Source organism: Microbacterium sp. Mcb102 (assembly GCF_024519805.1).
Taxonomy (GTDB): Bacteria; Actinomycetota; Actinomycetes; order Actinomycetales; family Microbacteriaceae; genus Microbacterium.
In genome coordinates this window covers 186290-202233 of record NZ_JALJRG010000006.1, presented here as the reverse complement: position 1 = coordinate 202233, position 15944 = coordinate 186290, and the positions used below count along the sequence as shown (strand labels likewise).

The window sequence follows — 15944 nt, the reverse complement described above, 5'->3', positions numbered from 1 at the left end:
ATCCGTGCAGAAGAAGCGTGGCCGCCGGGTCCTGAAACGTGTGCTGTGGAGTCTCGCGATCGTGCTGGTGCTGGCGGTGGTCGGCGTCCTCGCGTACACGCAGATCGGTGTCATGGCCGCCGAGCCGGAGCCGCTCGCGAGCGTACGGGAGAACCCCGCGATCACCGTCACCGACGCGGACGAGGGCATCGTGCTCGCCCCCGCCGACGGCGACTCGGATCTCGGCCTGGTCTTCATCCCCGGCGCCAAGGTCGACCCGTGGGCCTACGCGGCCATCCTCCAAGGGCTCGCCGAGGAGGGAACCACGGTCGTGATCACCCGCCCCTGGCTGAACCTGGCCTTCTTCGACCCGCGCGGACTCGGCGCCTTCACCTCGGTCGCCCCGGATATCGATGTCTGGGGTGTCGGCGGGCACTCGCTCGGGGGCGTCCGTGCCTGCCAGCTCGCAGCGGATGCCGACGCGCTGGTGCTGTTCGGCTCGTACTGCGCGACCGACGTGTCGGACAGCGGCCTTCCGGTCCTCAGCATCTCGGGCAGCGAAGACGGCCTCTCCACTCCGGAGAAGATCGCAGACGCGCGCGACCTGCTGCCCGCTGACGCCGAGATGGTGGAGATCGACGGCGCGTCGCACGCATCTTTCGGGGATTACGGCCCGCAGGACGGCGACGGCACCCCGACGATCTCGACGGACGAGATGCACGACGAGGTCACGCGACTCACCGAGGAGTTCCTCGCGCCGCTCGCGCCCTGAGACTCACTCCCCCGCGTCGATGACCGCATCCAACAGCGGATGCAGGTGTCGCGAACGGAGGACGGTAGCGGCTGTCCGGGCGCCCACCTCGAGTGCCGCGCCGACTCCCGCGCCGTCCAGGCGCGCGTCGAGCACGCCCGCGAGGAAAGCGTCGCCCGCACCGTTCGTGTCGACGACCTCGACGGGCACGGCCGCCACCCGATACTCGACCCCCTCCGCATCCACGGCCACTGCGCCCTCGGCCCCGAGCGTGCACACGGCGAGTGAGGCACCGGCGGCGATGCGGGAGTGCAGGAATGCGACCGGGTCCGGGAGGCGATCCGCATTGCAGAACACCGCGTCCGCCGCCGCCAGGAACGGGCGGTGGAACTCGGCCTCACCGTCGTAGTCGTGCACGTCGACCCAGATCGGGACTCCGGTCTCGCGCGCCATCGGCAGGAGCCGCAGCGGTTCGGCGGCGAGGTCGAGCACGATCACCGCCGCCTCCCCCATCCGCTCGCGCACCCAGGCATCGTCCTCGCCCGCGGTCGCCTCCGGCGACGACAGGTACAGCGAGACCCGGGCTCCCGCGCGGGTCATGAGGTTCAGATGCCGCTCGGTGGCTCCTTCGCCCCAGCGCACCCGTACTTCTGCACGGTCGAGGGCCGCACGCACGCGGCCGCCCTCCTCGTCGGGTCCGGCGAGGGCATAGAGCTGCGCCGCACGTCCGAGCCCGGTGAGGGTCAGGGCCTTACCGGCGCTCGTGCCGCCGACGGTCGCCCACGTCTCGTCGGCGAACTGCATGTGGGGCACCGGCTCGGGAAGCCGGTCGAGAACGACGATCGTGTTCCACGAGGCGGGACCGGCGATGAAGACGGAGTCGGGCATGCGACCATCCTGCCGCTTCGACGCCGTCAGCCGATGCGCGACACCAGGGCGTCCAGGCCCATGCCGTAGTCGATGCGCACCACGGGGAGGGCGAGCTTGTCGGTGCCGATGGTGACGAACCCGGGTTCGATCGTCCGTGCCATCTCGTAGCCGGCCTGCCGGACGCCCTGCTTGGCGGTGTCGTTGTAGTGCCCGAACGGATAGGCGATGACCTCGCGAACGCCCAGAGTGTCGCCGGAGAGGTTGAGGTCGGCGGCGATCTGATCCGCGGTCCAGTTCACCATCAGCCCGTCACCGTTATCGCCCGCCTTGTGCATGTCGTGCGTGTGCGAACGGCGCAGCACGTGGATCGACGGCGGCGGGTCGGAGCGGTAGGCGGTCACCATGAACGACGTCGCGAGCAGCTTCTGCTTCGCCACGACGGGGGCCCCGAGGTCGAACCAGGTCTGGTCGGCATCGTCATCCGTGATGATCACGCTCCGCGCGGGCAGCGAGAGCCGACCGTCGATGAAGGCGCTCAGCTCGTCCCAGGTGGGCAGGTAGAAGCCCGTCGTCGCGATGTGGTTCATGTGCGCGTCGAAGTCGCCGATGTAGGCGTAGTTGCCGCGCAGCCAGCCGGACTCCCCCTCGGGATTCGCCGTGAACTGGTGGTACATGAGGATCGGGACCTGCACGCCCTCGGCCGCGTTCTGCTCCGGCGTCTTCCAGGCGGCGAAGAGCTCGACCTGCTGCTGGTCGCAGACGACGGGGTCCGCGCCGTTCACCCGTGCGGCGACGGTGTAGGCCGCGGCATCCGCCGCCGTCGCGTACCAGCCGGCGAACACGCGGCCGGCGAGTGCCGGGATCGGGAGCGCCTGGTACAGACCGTCCTGCCGCTGCAGCTGGGGGTCGGCCGGAACCCCTTCGCCCGTGAACGTCACCGCGCAGGCGAGCGGATCATCGGCATCCGCGATGAGCTGCTCCGCCGGTGTCAGCGGGACCGCGGTCTCGACCGGAGTCGGTGTCCGTGTCGGCTTCGCTTCGGCCTCGGCCGGTGCATGGTTCAGCCAGACGTATGTTGTGAAGCCACCGCCCACGACGACGATCACCGCAGCGATGATGATTCCCGCGACGCCCCCGCGCCGTCTCCCCCCGGAGGCCACGGTCAGATGTCGAATCCCTCGGCGATCAACTCGACGAGCTCCTCCCGCTCCTCGACGGGGAGGAACGCGGCCGCAGCCGCATTGAACTGGAACGTCTCGAGATCGTCGAGGTCGTACTCGAAGGTCTCGACGAGCAGGGCGAGCTCGCGGGTCAGCGAGGTGGCGCTCATCGTGCGGTTGTCGACGTTCACCGTCACCGAGAACCCGAGCTGGTACAGCAGATCGAACGGGTGGTCGGCCAGGGTGTCGCCCCACGCGGCGATCGCACCGGTCTGCAGGTTCGACGACGGCGACAGCTCGAGCGGGATCTCGCGGTCGCGCACCCAACGGGCCAGGTCGCCGAACTGCACCTGCACCTCGTCGCCCTCCTGCGTGACGACCTGGAGGTCTTCGGCGATGCGCACACCGTGGCCGAGGCGCAGCGCGCGACCGTCGATCAGCGCCGAGCGGATGGACGCGAGCCCTGCGGCCTCACCCGCGTGCACGGTCACGGGGAAGAAGTTGTCGGCGAGGTAGTCGAACGCCGCGCGGTGGTTCGACGGCGGGAAGCCGTCTTCCGGGCCGGCGATGTCGAAGCCGACGGCGCCACGACCGCGGAAGGCGACCGCGAGCTCCGCGATCTCCCGTGCACGGTCGGTGTGGCGCATCGCCGTGATGAGCTGGCCGACGCGGATGCTGCGACCATCGCGATCCGCCGCGTCCTCGCCCTCCTCGATGCCCTGCTGCACGGCTTCGACGGTCTGCTCGAGCGTGAGGCCCTGCGCCTGATGCTGCTCCGGAGCCCAGCGCACCTCGCCGTAGACCACGCCGTCGGCTGCGAGATCCTGGACGAACTCGCGCGCGACGCGGGTGAGCCCTTCCTGGGTCTGCATCACGGCGGTGGTCAGGTCGAACGTCTTGAGGTACTCGACCAGCGAACCGGAGTCACTCTGCTTCGCGAACCATTTCCCGAGGGCTGCGGGCGTGGATTCCGGGACCTCGAGGCCGATGGAGTCCGCGAGCTCGAGGATCGTCGAGGGGCGCAGAGCGCCGTCGAGGTGGTCGTGCAGCGACACCTTCGGGAGGCTCCGCAGGGAGACGCCCTGCAGCGTGACGTCGCCGTTCGCATCGATCGACATGGTGATCCTCTCGGTCGCGGATGTGCTCAGTTCAGGCTAGCGGTCGTGGGTCACGCCGTGATGCGCTCGCGCACGATGGGACCGGCCGCCGGAGCCTCGTCGCCGATCTCCCACGAGCCCTCGAGAGCATCGAGAGCCCGGCCGAAGCGTGCGTCGTCGGCAGCGGAGAGGGTGAACAGCGGCTGCCCCGCGACGACGCGGTCACCGGGCTTGGCGTGCAGGTCGATCCCCGCCTCGAAGATCACCGGATCCTCGGCCCTGGCGCGACCGGCTCCGAGCCGCCACGCGGCGATGCCGAAGGGCAGCGCATCCATACGTGTGATCACGCCGTCGGCCGGGGCGGTCACGACATGTGTCTCCCGCGCGGTCGGCAGCGCCGCATCGGGGTCGCCGTCCTGGGCGCGGATCATCGCCTTCCAGGTGTCCATCGCGCGGCCGTCGTCGAGCGCGGCCTCCACGTCGGCATCCGGCTGTCCGGCGAGGGCGAGCATCTCCCGTGCCAGGGCGAGGGTGAGTTCGCGCACATCGGACGGGCCGCCGCCGGCGAGGATCTCGACGGATTCGCGGACCTCGTTGGCGTTGCCGATCGCGAGCCCGAGAGGCACGTTCATGTCAGTGAGGAGCGCGGTGGTCGCCACTCCGGAATCGGTGCCGAGCGCGACCATCGTGCGCGCGAGTTCGCGGGCGCGGTCGATGTCCTGCATGAAGGCGCCGGAGCCGAATTTCACGTCGAGCACGAGCGCATCGGTGCCCTCGGCGATCTTCTTCGACATGATGCTCGACGCGATCAGCGGGATCGCCTCGACCGTGCCGGTGACGTCACGGAGGGCGTACAGCTTCTTGTCGGCAGGCGCGAGACCCGAGCCCGCGGCGCAGATGACCGCGCCGACATCGCCCTGCATCTGCGCGAACATCTCCTCGTTGCTGAGGGCGGCGCGCCAGCCGGGGATCGACTCGAGCTTGTCGAGCGTGCCGCCGGTGTGGCCGAGTCCGCGACCGCTGAGCTGCGGGACGGCGACGCCGAACGACGCGACCAGCGGGGCGAGCGGCAGGGTGATCTTGTCGCCGACGCCGCCGGTGGAATGCTTGTCGACGGTCTTCTTGCCGAGCGAGGCGAAGCTCATCCGCTCCCCCGATGCGATCATCGCGTCGGTCAGTACGCGGATCTCATCGCGCTCCATCCCGCGCTGGAAGATCGCCATCGCGAACGAGGCCATCTGCGCGTCGGAGACGTAGCCGCGGGTGTACGCGTCGATCATCCACCGCAGCGCCGCCTCGGGGACCGCACCGCCGTCGCGCTTGGAGCGGATCACGTCCACCGCGTCGAAGGGCTCAACAGTCATCGTGCTTCCTCCAGGTCGCGCGGCCCGAACGCGTCGGGCAGCACCTCGTCGATCGTGCGGATGCCGGAGACAGTCTCCAGCAGCATGCCCGGCATCGCGTGCTCGAACAGCAGCTGCCGGCAGCGTCCGCACGGCATGATCGTCTGTCCGTCGTTGTTCACGCACACGAAGGCGACGAGCTGGCCGCCGCCCGACATGTGCAGATCGCCGACGAGGGCGCACTCGGCGCACAGGGTCACGCCGTAGGAGGCGTTCTCGACGTTGCAGCCGGCGACGATGCGGCCGTCACCGACGAGGGCCGCCGCCCCCACGCGATAACGCGAATACGGCGCGTACGCCTTCGTCATGGCATCCGTGGCGACCTGGCGCAGTTCATCCCAGTCGATGTCTGTCATTGCGATGCTTTCCTCTTCCGACCGGGCTAGGACTTTATGTAGGGCTTGCCGTCGGCGGCGGGCGCCTTGATCTGCCCGGCGAATCCGGCCACGGCGAGCAGCGTGACCAGGTACGGCAGCATGAGCATGAACTCACCCGGGATCGGCGTCTTCAGGATCGACAGCAGGTTCTGCAGGTTGGTCGCGAAGCCGAACAGCAGCGCGGCGAGCGTGGCACGGATCGGGTCCCAGCGGCCGAAGATCACGGCGGCGAGGGCGATGAAGCCGAGTCCCGCCGTCATGTCCTTGCCGAACTGCGGCACCGAGACGAGCGTGAAGTACGCACCACCCATGCCGGCGATCGCCCCCGCGAGCAGCACGTTCCAGAATCGGGTCGGGTTCACCTTGATGCCGACGGTGTCCGCGGCCTGCGGGTGCTCACCCACGGCACGGAGCCGCAGACCCCAGCGGGTGCGGTACAGCCCCCACGCGACCACGGCGACGGTGATGAACATCAGGTATCCGATGAACGTCTGGTTGAACAGGACGGGCCCGATGATCGGGATGTCGCTGAGCACCGGGATCTCGACGCGCGGGAACCGGACGGGGGTGTTCAAGGTCGTCTCGTTCGGTGCGAGGAGTGCGCCGTAGAGGAAGCCGGTGAGACCCGTGACGAGCACGTTGAGCACGACACCGACGATGACCTGCTCGACGAGGTACTTGATCGCGAACGCGGCCAGCACGCTGGCCACCAGCACGCCACCCACCATCGCGCCGATCAGACCGACGAACGGGTTGCCGGTGATGCTCGAGAGCAGGGCGGCGGAGAAGGCACCGAGCAGGAGCTGACCCTCGATCGCGACGTTCACGACACCGGCACGCTCGCCGATGACGCCGCCCAGAGCACCGAACACGAGCGGTACCGACAGCGACACCGCTCCGAACAGCAGGCTCGTGACCGGCACGAGTCCACCCGCGGATGCCCAGACGAGGAAAGCGAAGACGGCGAGCACGCCATAGGCCACGACCAGCCACAGCGAGGGCTTGCGGTAGGTCCACGCCCGGAGGAAGGCGCCGACGGTCAAGACCACGAGGATGCCGAACACGACCCAGAAGGTCGATGCGGTCGGCAGCGCCACATCGGGAAGCGAGAGCGCCGAGGACTGGTCGGAGAGACGGAAGGTGCTGGTGCCCGACCGTGGCACCGCGAGGAACAGCAGCGCGAGCAGCGCGGTCGCCGCGGCGAGGACGATCGGCGCCTTGAGGTGCCGCTCCTTGACCGTCGCGAGCTGCACCGTGCCGTCGGCGGCCTGGGTCTGAACGAGGGACATCATGCCATCACCGCCTTCTTCGCGGCCTTGGCTCTTGCCTTGGCAGCCTTCTCCGCATCGGTCTTCGGAAGGAAGAACACCGTCCGCAGCAGCGGCGGCGCCGCGATGAACAGCACCACGAGCGACTGCACCACGAGCACGATGTCGACCGGGATGTCCTGCGCCTGCATCGAGAACGAGCCCGCCTTGAGCGCCCCGAACAGGATGCCGGCGGCGAACGTGCCCCACGCACGGCTGCGGCCGAGGAGCGCGACCGTGATCGCGTCGAAGCCGATGCCGGCGTCGATCGTCTCGGTCACGCCGGTGGTGACGGCGCCCTGGATCTGATTCATGCCGGCGAGACCCGCCAGGCCTCCGGCGAACAGCATCGCGTAGACGTAGATGCGCTGCACGCTGATGCCGGCGGCGCGTGCCGCATGGGGGTTCTCCCCCACCGCGCGCATCCGCATGCCGAGCGACGAGCGCTCGATCAGCCACCAGACGAACAGCGTCGCGACGATCACGATCACGAAGCCGAGATCGAGCAGCGGGAACTGCGGACCGAGCAGGGTCGGGAACTGCGCGCTCTGCGGCGTCGCCGAGCCGAGTGCCTGGTTGGTGCCCGGCTTCTGCAGCAGGCCCGGCGTGCGGATCATCCACAGCAGCAGGTAGTACGCGATGTAGTTGAGCATGATCGTGAGGATCACCTCGTGCGCACCGGTGCGCGCCTTGATGAGCCCCGCGATGGCGCCCCAGAGAGCACCGCCGGCGATACCGGCGATCAGCGTCACCGGGATGTGCAGCCAGATCGGCAGATCGAGCGAGAAGGTCAGCAGCGCCGCGACGGCGACACCGATGAGCATCTGCCCACGGGCACCGATGTTGAACAGGCCGACGCGGAATGCCAGAGCGACACCGAGGCCGGCCGCGATCAGCGGAGCCGCGAAGCCGAGGGTGTTCGTCAGCGGCCGGATCTGGGCCGCGAAGTCCGCGCCACGGGCGTTGAAGATCGCTCCGCGGAACAGCGCCTCGTAGCCGTTGTACACGGCGTTCCAGGCGGCGACGAACGTGTCGCCCGGCTGCGCGAAGAAATACACCGAGGCCGTCTGCACGTCTTCATTCGTGAAGGCGATGAGGATGCCGCCCACGATCAGTGCCAGGACGATCGCGAGGATCGTCGTGACGGCGTTACCGCGGAGGATCTCCTTGAGGATGAGGTTTCCGCGCGGAGGCGGCGGCACGTCGGAGGGGTCGCGCGGGACGGTGCCGGTGCTCGTGGCGAGCTCCTGCGGCGGGATCCCCTTGGTCACATCTCCTGCGCCGGGCGTCGCTCCGCTCACGCGGCCACCTCCCCTTCGGCCGCTCCGGCCATCATGAGTCCGAGTGTCTCCCGAGGCGTGTCTCCGGGGACGATGCCGACGATCGTGCCGCGGTACATGACCGCGATCCGGTCGGCGAGAGCCGCGACCTCGTCGAGCTCCGTGGAGACGACGATCACGGGGATGCCCGCATCGCGCGTCTCGATGATCCGCTTGTGGATGAACTCGATCGAGCCGACGTCCACGCCACGGGTCGGCTGCGCGGCGACGAGGAGCCGCAGGTCGCGGCTCATCTCCCGGGCGATGACGACCTTCTGCTGGTTGCCGCCCGACAGCGTGCCCGCCGGCGTCTCCGGCCCCTGCGTGCGGATGTCGTACTCGGTGATGCGCGCACGGGCGAACTCGTCGAGAGCCGAACGGCGCAGCGTGCCGGCGCGGCTGAACGCCGGGTCGTCCGAGCGGTCGAGGATGAGGTTCTCCGCGACGGAGAAGCCGGCGACCAGCCCGTCCTCCGTGCGGTCCTCGGGGACGAAGCCGACGCCGGCGTCGAGGATGGCGCGCACGCTCTTGCCGACGAGTTCCTTCCCGTCGAGCACGATGCTGCCTTCGACGCGGGCGGCGAGGCCGACGATGGCCTCCACCAGTTCGGTCTGGCCGTTGCCCTGCACACCGGCGATCGCGAGGACCTCGCCGGGACGGACGGCGAGGTCGACGCCGTCGACGACGATCGCGCCCGTGGCGGTGAGGACGCGCAGTCCCTTGACTTCGAAGCCGCCCTCGCCGAGGCGGGGCGGATCCTTGTGCACGGTCAGCTCGACCGCGCGACCGACCATGAGGGAGGCGAGCTCCGCGTTCGTCGCGGTGGGAGACGCCTCGCCGACGACCTTGCCCAGACGGATGATGGTGATCTTGTCGGCCACCTCGCGCACCTCGCGCAGCTTGTGCGTGATGAACACGATCGCCGTGCCCTCGTCGCGCAGCTGACGCATGATGTTCATCAGCTCGTCGGTCTCCTGCGGGGTGAGCACCGCGGTCGGCTCGTCGAAGACGAGCACCTTCGCGTCGCGCGACAGGGCCTTGATGATCTCGACGCGCTGCTGCACGCCGACGGGCAGGTCGCCCACGAGCGCATCCGGGTCGATGTCGAATCCGAAGCGGGCGGCGACCGAGCGCACGTGCTCTCGCGCCTTCGCGATGTCGAGCCTGCCGAGCGCCTTGGTCTGCTCGTGACCGAGCATCACGTTCTCGGCCACGGTGAAGACCGGGACGAGCATGAAGTGCTGGTGGACCATGCCGATCCCCGCAGCCATCGCGTCGCCAGGACCGCGGAAGCGCTGCACCTCGTCATCGAGGAGGATCTCTCCCTCATCGGCCTGGTACAGGCCGTAGAGGACGTTCATGAGCGTGGACTTGCCCGCGCCGTTCTCGCCGAGGAGCGCGTGGATCTCCCCCGGCTCGACCACCAGATCGATGTGGTCGTTGGCCACGAGGCTACCGAATCGCTTGGTGATGCCGCGAAGTTCGAGCTTCATATCTGCACCTTATCCAGAAGAGTTATCCAGAAGAGTCATCCAGGAGAATCGTCGTCCGTCCACGGCACGGGGCGAGTGGCAGCCTGCTCACCACTCGCCCCGTGCTGGACCGGTTACGACTTACGGGGAGTTCTCGGACTCCACCGTGATGTCACCGGCGATGATCTGCTTCTGCAGCTCGGCCAGCTCATCGAGCAGGCCGTCGGGCAGCTCACCCTCGAAGTCGCCGAAGCCGGAGAGCTTGACGCCCTCGTTCTCGAGCGTGCCGACGTACGGCGCTGCGTCGAACTCGCCGGCGGCGGCCGCGACGGTAGCGTCATGCACGGCGACATCGATCGCCTTCATGATCGAGACCAGCGTCATGCCGGCCACGTTCGGGTCGGCCACGGCCAGGTCGCTGTCGACGCCGAGCATCAGCGTGTCCTTGCCGCTGTCGGTGATCGCCGCAGCAGCGCTCTGGTAGACGGGACCGCCGACCGGGAGGATCACGTCGACGCCCTGGTCGAGCACGCCCTGTGCGGTCTGCTTGGCGGTGTCGTTCGCGTCGAAGCCGCCCGTGAACGAGCCCTTCTGCGTCGCGGCGTCCCACCCGAAGACCTCGACCGCAGCCGACTTGTCCTCGTTGTACTTGTCGACGCCGAGCTGGTAGCCGTCCATGAACACGGCGACCGACGGAATCTGCATGCCGCCGAAGGTGCCGACCTTGTTCACGCCGCTCTGCGCGGACCAGGCTGCCGCGGCGTAACCGCCGAGGTAGGCCGCCTGCGCGGTGTCGAAGACGAGGGGCTTGATGTTCGGGGCATCGGTGGTGCCGTCGAAGTCGTTGTCGGCGTAGTCGTCGATGATCGCGTAGTCGATCTCGGGGTTCGCGAGCGCGGACTCGACCGTGGCTGCGGAGAGCTTGAAGCCGACGGCGACGATGAGCGAGCAGCCTTCGGAGACCGCGGTCTCGAGGTTCGGCGCGTAGTCGTTGTCGTTCGCCGACTCGAACTCGAGGGGCTTGATGCCGAGCTCGTCAGCCGCGCTGTCCATACCCTCCTTGGCCGACTGGTTGAACGACTTGTCGTTCCAGCCGCCCGCGTCGGAGATGAGGCAGGGAAGGAAGTCGGAGTCGACCGGCTTCTCGGAGCCCGCGGGCTTGTCGGTCGGTGCCTGACCGCAGCCGGCGAGCGCGAAGATGACGCCCGCGGCGACCGTCGCGCCGAGCAGCTTCTTGGTGGTGGAGATGGTCAACTGATGCCTCCCTCAACGAAACCGCGGCCATCGCGGATCGATCAAAGTTACCTACTGTTTCGCCTTTTGCGCACGTGCGCGGCGGATGCGCTGGCCAAAGGTTACAAAGCTGAAATCAAGCCACCCGATGAGCGTGAACGCCTGCTCATCGGCGCAGGGTTCAGAGCACGTCTCCGCGGCCGGTGAGCTTGAGGGACTCGACGACGCCCTTCACGCGCTGCGCGTGCTCGACCGTGGTGACCAGGAGCGCGTCGGGGGTGTCCACGACGACGATGTCCTGGACGCCCACCAGGCTGATCACCCGAGACGTCTGACTCACGAGGATCCCGCTCGCGCCGTCGGTCAGCACCCGGGCATTCGGCCCGAGGACGGCGAGGTCGTTCTTACGTCCGTTGTTGATGAGCTTGGTCAGCGAGGCGAAGTCACCCACGTCATCCCAGTCGAAATGGCCGGGGACCACCGCGAGCCGTCCGCGGCGGGCGGCGGGCTCCGCGACCGCGTAGTCGATGGCGATCTTCTTCAGGCGCGGCCAGATGCGGTCGACCGCCGGTCCGCGCAGCTCCCGGTCGTCCCAGGCCTCCGCGAGTTCGAGGAGCCCGGCGTGCAGCTCGGGCTCGTTCGCGGCGAGCTCGTCCAACAGCACGCTCGCCTTCGCGATGAACATGCCGGCGTTCCACAGGTAGTCGCGATCGGCGAGGTACTCCTTCGCCGTCTCCAGGTCGGGCTTCTCGACGAAGCTCTCCACGAGCGCGGCCTCGCGCGCGCCGTCGACCACGAGCTCCGGGCCCTTCTTGATGTAGCCGAAGCCGATCGCCGGCTCGGTGGGTGAGATGCCTATCGTGCAGATGTACCCCTCGCGGGCGACCTCGACGGCGTCGCGCACCGCGAACTCGAACACGCGCGTGCTACGGATCACATGGTCCGCGCTGAATGAGCCGATGATCACGTCGGGCTCGCGTCGGTGCAGGATGGCTGCGGCGAGGCCGATCGCGGCGGCCGACTCCCGCGGCTCCGACTCGAGGAAGACGTTGAGGTCCGCGATGCCCGGCAGCTCGGCCTCGACCGCGGCGCGGTGGGCGCGTCCGGTGACCACGGCGATCCGGTCGGATCCGCTGAGCGGTTCCAGGCGGTCCCAGGTGTCGCGGAGCAGCGAATGCCCCGAACCCGTGAGGTCGTGCAGGAACTTGGGCGCGTCCGCCCGGGAGAGCGGCCAGAGCCTGCTGCCGATGCCGCCGGCGGGAATCACTGCGTAGAAATCCTTGATGGGTGCGCTCACCCTGCCAGGGTAGCCCGAGGAGACCTCTCGACATCGAGATACTTAGGCTCCCCTTCGTCGCTCCCAGTCTTCTGACAGGAATAGGATGGACAGCGATCGGGCGTGCCTGACTTCGACAGGCTCACACTTGAACGAGAGCAGCGCATGCGACCGACGCACATCGATCAGGGAGGACGACCGTGTCCACGAGCGCTCGCTTGACACCGTCGATTTCGGAAACCACGTCCAAGACCCCCCGCGGCACCCTCTATCGGGGCCGCGAAGGCATGTGGTCGTGGGTGCTTCACCGCATCACCGGAGTCGCCATCTTCTTCTTCCTGTTGGTGCACGTGCTCGACACGGCACTGATCAGGGTCTCGCCGGAGGCGTACAACGCCGTGATCGGCACGTACAAGAACCCCATCATGGCGCTCGGCGAGGTCGTGCTCGTGGCCGGCATCGTGTTCCACGCGATGAACGGGCTGCGCATCATCGCCGTCGACTTCTGGTCGAAGGGCGCCAAGTACCAGCGTCAGCTCTTCTGGGGCGTGCTGCTGGTCTGGGGCATCATCATGGCCGGCTTCGTGCCCCGCCACCTGATGCTCGCGTTCGCCGGATTCGGAGGGGGACACTGATGACCGCGCAGACCATCGCAGCCCCGGCTCGCCGCCGGCGCGGAGTCAACCTCGAGAAGTGGGGCTGGGTCTTCATGCGCGCCTCGGGCGTCGTGCTCGTCGTGCTGATCTTCGGCCACCTCTTCGTCAACCTCATGGTCGGCGAGGGCATCCACGCCCTCGACTTCGCATTCATCGCCGGCAAGTTCGCCACGCCGTTCTGGCAGTGGTGGGACGTGCTGATGCTGTGGCTCGCACTGATCCACGGCGCCAACGGCATGCGCACGATCGTGAACGACTACGTCACGAACACCACCGCCCGGAAGGCCCTCACCTGGGCCCTCGGGCTCGCCGCCGGTCTGCTCATCATCCTGGGCACGCTCGTCGTCTTCACGTTCGACCCGTGCCTGGGTGTGACCGAGGACAGCGTCCTGTGGAGCGAATGCGCCGCACTGGTCGGGAACTGAGAAGAAGGCTAAGAAGAAGTGACTACCGAGACGCAGGATTCCGTCGTCCGTGACGGCGTGCATTACCACCAGTTCGACATCGTGATCGTTGGTGCCGGTGGCGCCGGCATGCGGGCGGCCATCGAGGCCGGCCCCGGCGCGAAGACCGCCGTGATCTCCAAGCTGTACCCCACGCGCTCGCACACCGGTGCGGCGCAGGGCGGCATGGCGGCAGCCCTCGCGAACGTCGAGGAGGACTCCTGGGAGTGGCACACCTTCGACACCGTCAAGGGCGGCGACTACCTCGTCGACCAGGACGCGGCGGAGATCCTCGCGAAGGAGGCCATCGAGGCGGTCATCGACCTCGAGAACATGGGCCTCCCCTTCAACCGCACGCCCGAGGGCAAGATCGACCAGCGCCGTTTCGGCGGGCACACTGCAGAGCACGGCAAGACCCCGGTCCGCCGCGCCTGCTACGCCGCAGACCGCACCGGCCACATGATCCTGCAGACGCTCTTCCAGAACTGCGTCAAGCTCGGCATCAACTTCTTCAACGAGTTCTACGTGCTCGACCTGCTGACGGTGAAGGACGCCGACGGCAGGACCCAGGTCTCGGGAGTCGTCGCCTACGACCTCTCGACCGGCGAGCTGCACGTGTTCCAGGCCAAGGCCGTGATCTTCGCGACCGGCGGCTTCGGCAAGATCTTCAAGACGACCTCCAACGCGCACACCCTCACGGGCGACGGCGTCGGCATCGTCTGGCGCAAGGGCCTCCCCCTCGAGGACCTGGAGTTCTTCCAGTTCCACCCGACCGGGCTCGCCGGCCTCGGCATCCTCCTCACCGAGGGCGCACGAGGCGAGGGCGCGATCCTGCGCAACGCCTCGGGAGAGCGCTTCATGGAGCGCTACGCCCCGACGATCAAGGACCTCGCTCCACGTGACATCGTCGCCCGCTGCATGGTGCAGGAGGTCGCGGAAGGCCGTGGCGCCGGCCCGCACAAGGACTACGTGCTGCTGGATTGCACGCACCTGGGCGCCGAGGTCCTCGAGACCAAGTTGCCCGACATCACGGAGTTCGCCCGCACGTACCTGGGCGTGGACCCGGTCGTCGAGCCGGTGCCGGTGATGCCGACGGCGCACTACGCCATGGGCGGCATCCCGACCAACAACAACGGCGAGGTCCTGGCCGACAACGACACGATCGTCCCCGGCCTGTACGCCGCCGGCGAGTGTGCCTGCGTCTCGGTGCACGGTGCCAACCGTCTCGGCACCAACTCCCTGCTCGACATCAACGTGTTCGGCAAGCGCAGCGGCCGCAACGCCGTGGAGTACGTCAAGACGGCCGAGTTCGTGCCCCTCCCCGAGAACCCCGCCGGCTTCGTCTCCGGCATGCTCGAGGACCTGCGCAACAACCAGGGCACCGAACGCATCGCCGTGCTGCGCAAGACGCTGCAGGACGAGATGGACAAGGGCGCGCAGGTGTTCCGCACGCACGACTCGCTGCAGCACGTGCTGGGAGTGATCGCCGAGCTGCGTGAGCGCTACAAGAACGTGCACGTCGACGACAAGGGCAAGCGGTTCAACACCGATCTGCTCGAGGCCGTCGAGCTGGGCTTCCTTCTCGACATCGCCGAGGTCGTGGTCTACGCCGCGCAGAACCGCGAGGAGAGCCGCGGCGGCCACATGCGCGACGACTTCCCGACGCGCGACGACGAGAAGTACATGAAGCACACCATGGCCTACCTCACCGGTGACCCGCACTCGTCGACCCCGAGCGACCACATCAAGCTCGACTGGAAGCCCGTCGTCTTCACGAAGAACGATCAGGGCGAATTGAACTACCCGCCGATGGAGAGGAAGTACTGAGCATGTCGAACGCCATCGCCGAAGCACCCGCGGACACGACCGCAGAGACCGGCATCCAGTCCTTCATCGTCACGTTCAACATCCGCCGGTTCGACCCCGAGGTCGATGCCGAGCCGCACTGGGTCGACTACGACGTGGAGCTGTACTCCACCGATCGTGTCCTCGACGCGCTGCACAAGATCAAGTGGGAGGTCGACGGCTCGCTTACCTTCCGCCGCTCCTGCGCGCACGGCATCTGCGGTTCCGATGCCATGCGCATCAACGGCCGGAACCGCCTGGCCTGCAAGACGCTGATCAAGGACCTCGACATCTCGAAGCCGATCTACGTCGAGGCCATCAAGGGCCTGCCGCTGGAGAAGGACCTCGTCGTCGACATGGAGCCGTTCTTCGCCTCGTACCGCGAGGTGCAGCCGTTCCTCGTCGCCAGCTCCGTCCCGGAGAAGGGCAAGGAGCGCGTCCAGACGATCGCCGACCGCGAGATCTTCGACGACACCACCAAGTGCATCCTGTGCGCCGCGTGCACCTCGTCCTGCCCCGTGTTCTGGACCGACGGCCAGTACTTCGGCCCTGCCGCGATCGTGAACGCGCACCGCTTCATCTTCGACTCCCGCGACGACAACGCGGCCGTGCGTCTGGACATCCTCAACGACAAGGAAGGCGTATGGCGCTGCCGCACGACCTTCAACTGCTCCGAGGCCTGCCCGCGCGGCATCGAGGTCACCAAGGCCATCGCCGAGGTCAAGCAGGCGGTTCTTCGCGGCCGTCCCTGACGCG

At 68.1% G+C, this 15944-nt stretch carries 15 protein-coding genes; 5 read left to right on the top strand and 10 right to left on the bottom strand.

Annotated elements, in window-relative coordinates; translation table 11 throughout:
- Nucleotides 1–4: 4 nt before the first annotated feature.
- Nucleotides 5–751, top strand: a complete 747-nt coding sequence (locus OC372_RS15355; protein WP_262002594.1) for an alpha/beta hydrolase — start codon at nucleotides 5–7, stop codon at nucleotides 749–751.
- Nucleotides 752–754: 3 nt separating this feature from the next.
- Here the strand turns inward: OC372_RS15355 and OC372_RS15350 are convergent, their stop codons facing one another.
- The 10 genes from OC372_RS15350 to OC372_RS15305 all read right to left on the bottom strand — a co-directional run bounded on the left by OC372_RS15350 (nucleotide 755) and on the right by OC372_RS15305 (nucleotide 12265).
- Nucleotides 755–1618 (bottom strand): carbohydrate kinase family protein, encoded by an 864-nt coding sequence (locus OC372_RS15350; protein ID WP_262002593.1) that lies wholly within the window; start codon nucleotides 1616–1618, stop codon nucleotides 755–757.
- A 26-nt stretch (nucleotides 1619–1644) separates the two neighbouring features.
- Nucleotides 1645–2706, bottom strand: coding sequence for a polysaccharide deacetylase family protein (locus tag OC372_RS15345; RefSeq protein WP_262002592.1), 1062 nt, complete (start codon nucleotides 2704–2706; stop codon nucleotides 1645–1647).
- Nucleotides 2707–2762: 56 nt separating this feature from the next.
- Nucleotides 2763–3878 carry an adenosine deaminase gene (locus OC372_RS15340; RefSeq protein WP_029262549.1) on the bottom strand — a complete coding sequence of 372 codons (1116 nt, stop codon included), beginning with the start codon at nucleotides 3876–3878 and terminating at the stop codon, nucleotides 2763–2765.
- A gap of 50 nt (nucleotides 3879–3928) precedes the next feature.
- A complete protein-coding gene (locus tag OC372_RS15335) occupies nucleotides 3929–5221 on the bottom strand; it encodes a thymidine phosphorylase (protein WP_262002591.1) in 1293 nt (430 codons plus the stop codon).
- On the bottom strand, nucleotides 5218–5616 hold the full coding sequence (locus tag OC372_RS15330) for a cytidine deaminase (RefSeq protein ID WP_029262551.1): 399 nt from the start codon (nucleotides 5614–5616) through the stop codon (nucleotides 5218–5220). The genes OC372_RS15335 and OC372_RS15330 overlap by 4 nt, the downstream gene beginning before the upstream one ends.
- A gap of 26 nt (nucleotides 5617–5642) precedes the next feature.
- The gene (locus OC372_RS15325; protein ID WP_029262552.1) at nucleotides 5643–6926 is read right to left on the bottom strand and encodes an ABC transporter permease subunit; all 1284 of its coding nucleotides are present in this window, start codon (nucleotides 6924–6926) and stop codon (nucleotides 5643–5645) included.
- Nucleotides 6926–8245: an ABC transporter permease gene (locus tag OC372_RS15320; protein ID WP_029262553.1), complete on the bottom strand. Its 1320-nt coding sequence runs from the start codon at nucleotides 8243–8245 to the stop codon at nucleotides 6926–6928. The genes OC372_RS15325 and OC372_RS15320 overlap by 1 nt, the downstream gene beginning before the upstream one ends.
- Complete coding sequence (locus tag OC372_RS15315) at nucleotides 8242–9756, bottom strand: ABC transporter ATP-binding protein (protein ID WP_029262554.1); 1515 nt, start codon at nucleotides 9754–9756, stop codon at nucleotides 8242–8244. Before OC372_RS15315 ends, OC372_RS15320 begins: the two co-directional genes overlap by 4 nt.
- 120 nt (nucleotides 9757–9876) lie before the next feature.
- On the bottom strand, nucleotides 9877–10989 hold the full coding sequence (locus tag OC372_RS15310) for a BMP family protein (RefSeq protein WP_029262555.1): 1113 nt from the start codon (nucleotides 10987–10989) through the stop codon (nucleotides 9877–9879).
- A gap of 160 nt (nucleotides 10990–11149) precedes the next feature.
- A complete protein-coding gene (locus OC372_RS15305; RefSeq protein ID WP_029262556.1) occupies nucleotides 11150–12265 on the bottom strand; it encodes a mannose-1-phosphate guanylyltransferase in 1116 nt (371 codons plus the stop codon).
- Between the two features lie 179 nt (nucleotides 12266–12444).
- Here OC372_RS15305 and sdhC point away from each other — a divergent pair, with 179 nt between their 5' ends.
- Genes sdhC through OC372_RS15285 form a run of 4 tightly spaced genes read left to right on the top strand, consistent with a single transcriptional unit; the run spans nucleotide 12445 to nucleotide 15940 of the window.
- Nucleotides 12445–12879 carry a succinate dehydrogenase, cytochrome b556 subunit gene (sdhC, locus tag OC372_RS15300; protein ID WP_072591539.1) on the top strand — a complete coding sequence of 145 codons (435 nt, stop codon included), beginning with the start codon at nucleotides 12445–12447 and terminating at the stop codon, nucleotides 12877–12879.
- Complete coding sequence (locus OC372_RS15295) at nucleotides 12879–13325, top strand: succinate dehydrogenase hydrophobic membrane anchor subunit (protein WP_029262557.1); 447 nt, start codon at nucleotides 12879–12881, stop codon at nucleotides 13323–13325. The genes sdhC and OC372_RS15295 overlap by 1 nt, the downstream gene beginning before the upstream one ends.
- An 18-nt stretch (nucleotides 13326–13343) precedes the next feature.
- The gene (gene sdhA / locus OC372_RS15290; RefSeq protein ID WP_262002590.1) at nucleotides 13344–15170 is read left to right on the top strand and encodes a succinate dehydrogenase flavoprotein subunit; all 1827 of its coding nucleotides are present in this window, start codon (nucleotides 13344–13346) and stop codon (nucleotides 15168–15170) included.
- A 2-nt stretch (nucleotides 15171–15172) separates the two neighbouring features.
- Nucleotides 15173–15940: a succinate dehydrogenase iron-sulfur subunit gene (locus OC372_RS15285; protein ID WP_105710885.1), complete on the top strand. Its 768-nt coding sequence runs from the start codon at nucleotides 15173–15175 to the stop codon at nucleotides 15938–15940.
- Nucleotides 15941–15944 lie beyond the last annotated feature (4 nt).

What these genes read in the sequence shown, in the direction of transcription:
- OC372_RS15285 (WP_105710885.1), top strand. Translation starts at nt 15,173, where the DNA reads ATGTCGAACGCCATCGCCGAAGCACCCGCGGACACGACCGCAGAGACC.
- OC372_RS15350 (WP_262002593.1), bottom strand. Translation starts at nt 1,618, where the DNA reads ATGCCCGACTCCGTCTTCATCGCCGGTCCCGCCTCGTGGAACACGATC.
- OC372_RS15335 (WP_262002591.1), bottom strand. Translation starts at nt 5,221, where the DNA reads ATGACTGTTGAGCCCTTCGACGCGGTGGACGTGATCCGCTCCAAGCGC.
- OC372_RS15325 (WP_029262552.1), bottom strand. Translation starts at nt 6,926, where the DNA reads ATGTCCCTCGTTCAGACCCAGGCCGCCGACGGCACGGTGCAGCTCGCG.
- OC372_RS15340 (WP_029262549.1), bottom strand. Translation starts at nt 3,878, where the DNA reads ATGTCGATCGATGCGAACGGCGACGTCACGCTGCAGGGCGTCTCCCTG.
- OC372_RS15295 (WP_029262557.1), top strand. Translation starts at nt 12,879, where the DNA reads ATGACCGCGCAGACCATCGCAGCCCCGGCTCGCCGCCGGCGCGGAGTC.
- OC372_RS15330 (WP_029262551.1), bottom strand. Translation starts at nt 5,616, where the DNA reads ATGACAGACATCGACTGGGATGAACTGCGCCAGGTCGCCACGGATGCC.
- OC372_RS15315 (WP_029262554.1), bottom strand. Translation starts at nt 9,756, where the DNA reads ATGAAGCTCGAACTTCGCGGCATCACCAAGCGATTCGGTAGCCTCGTG.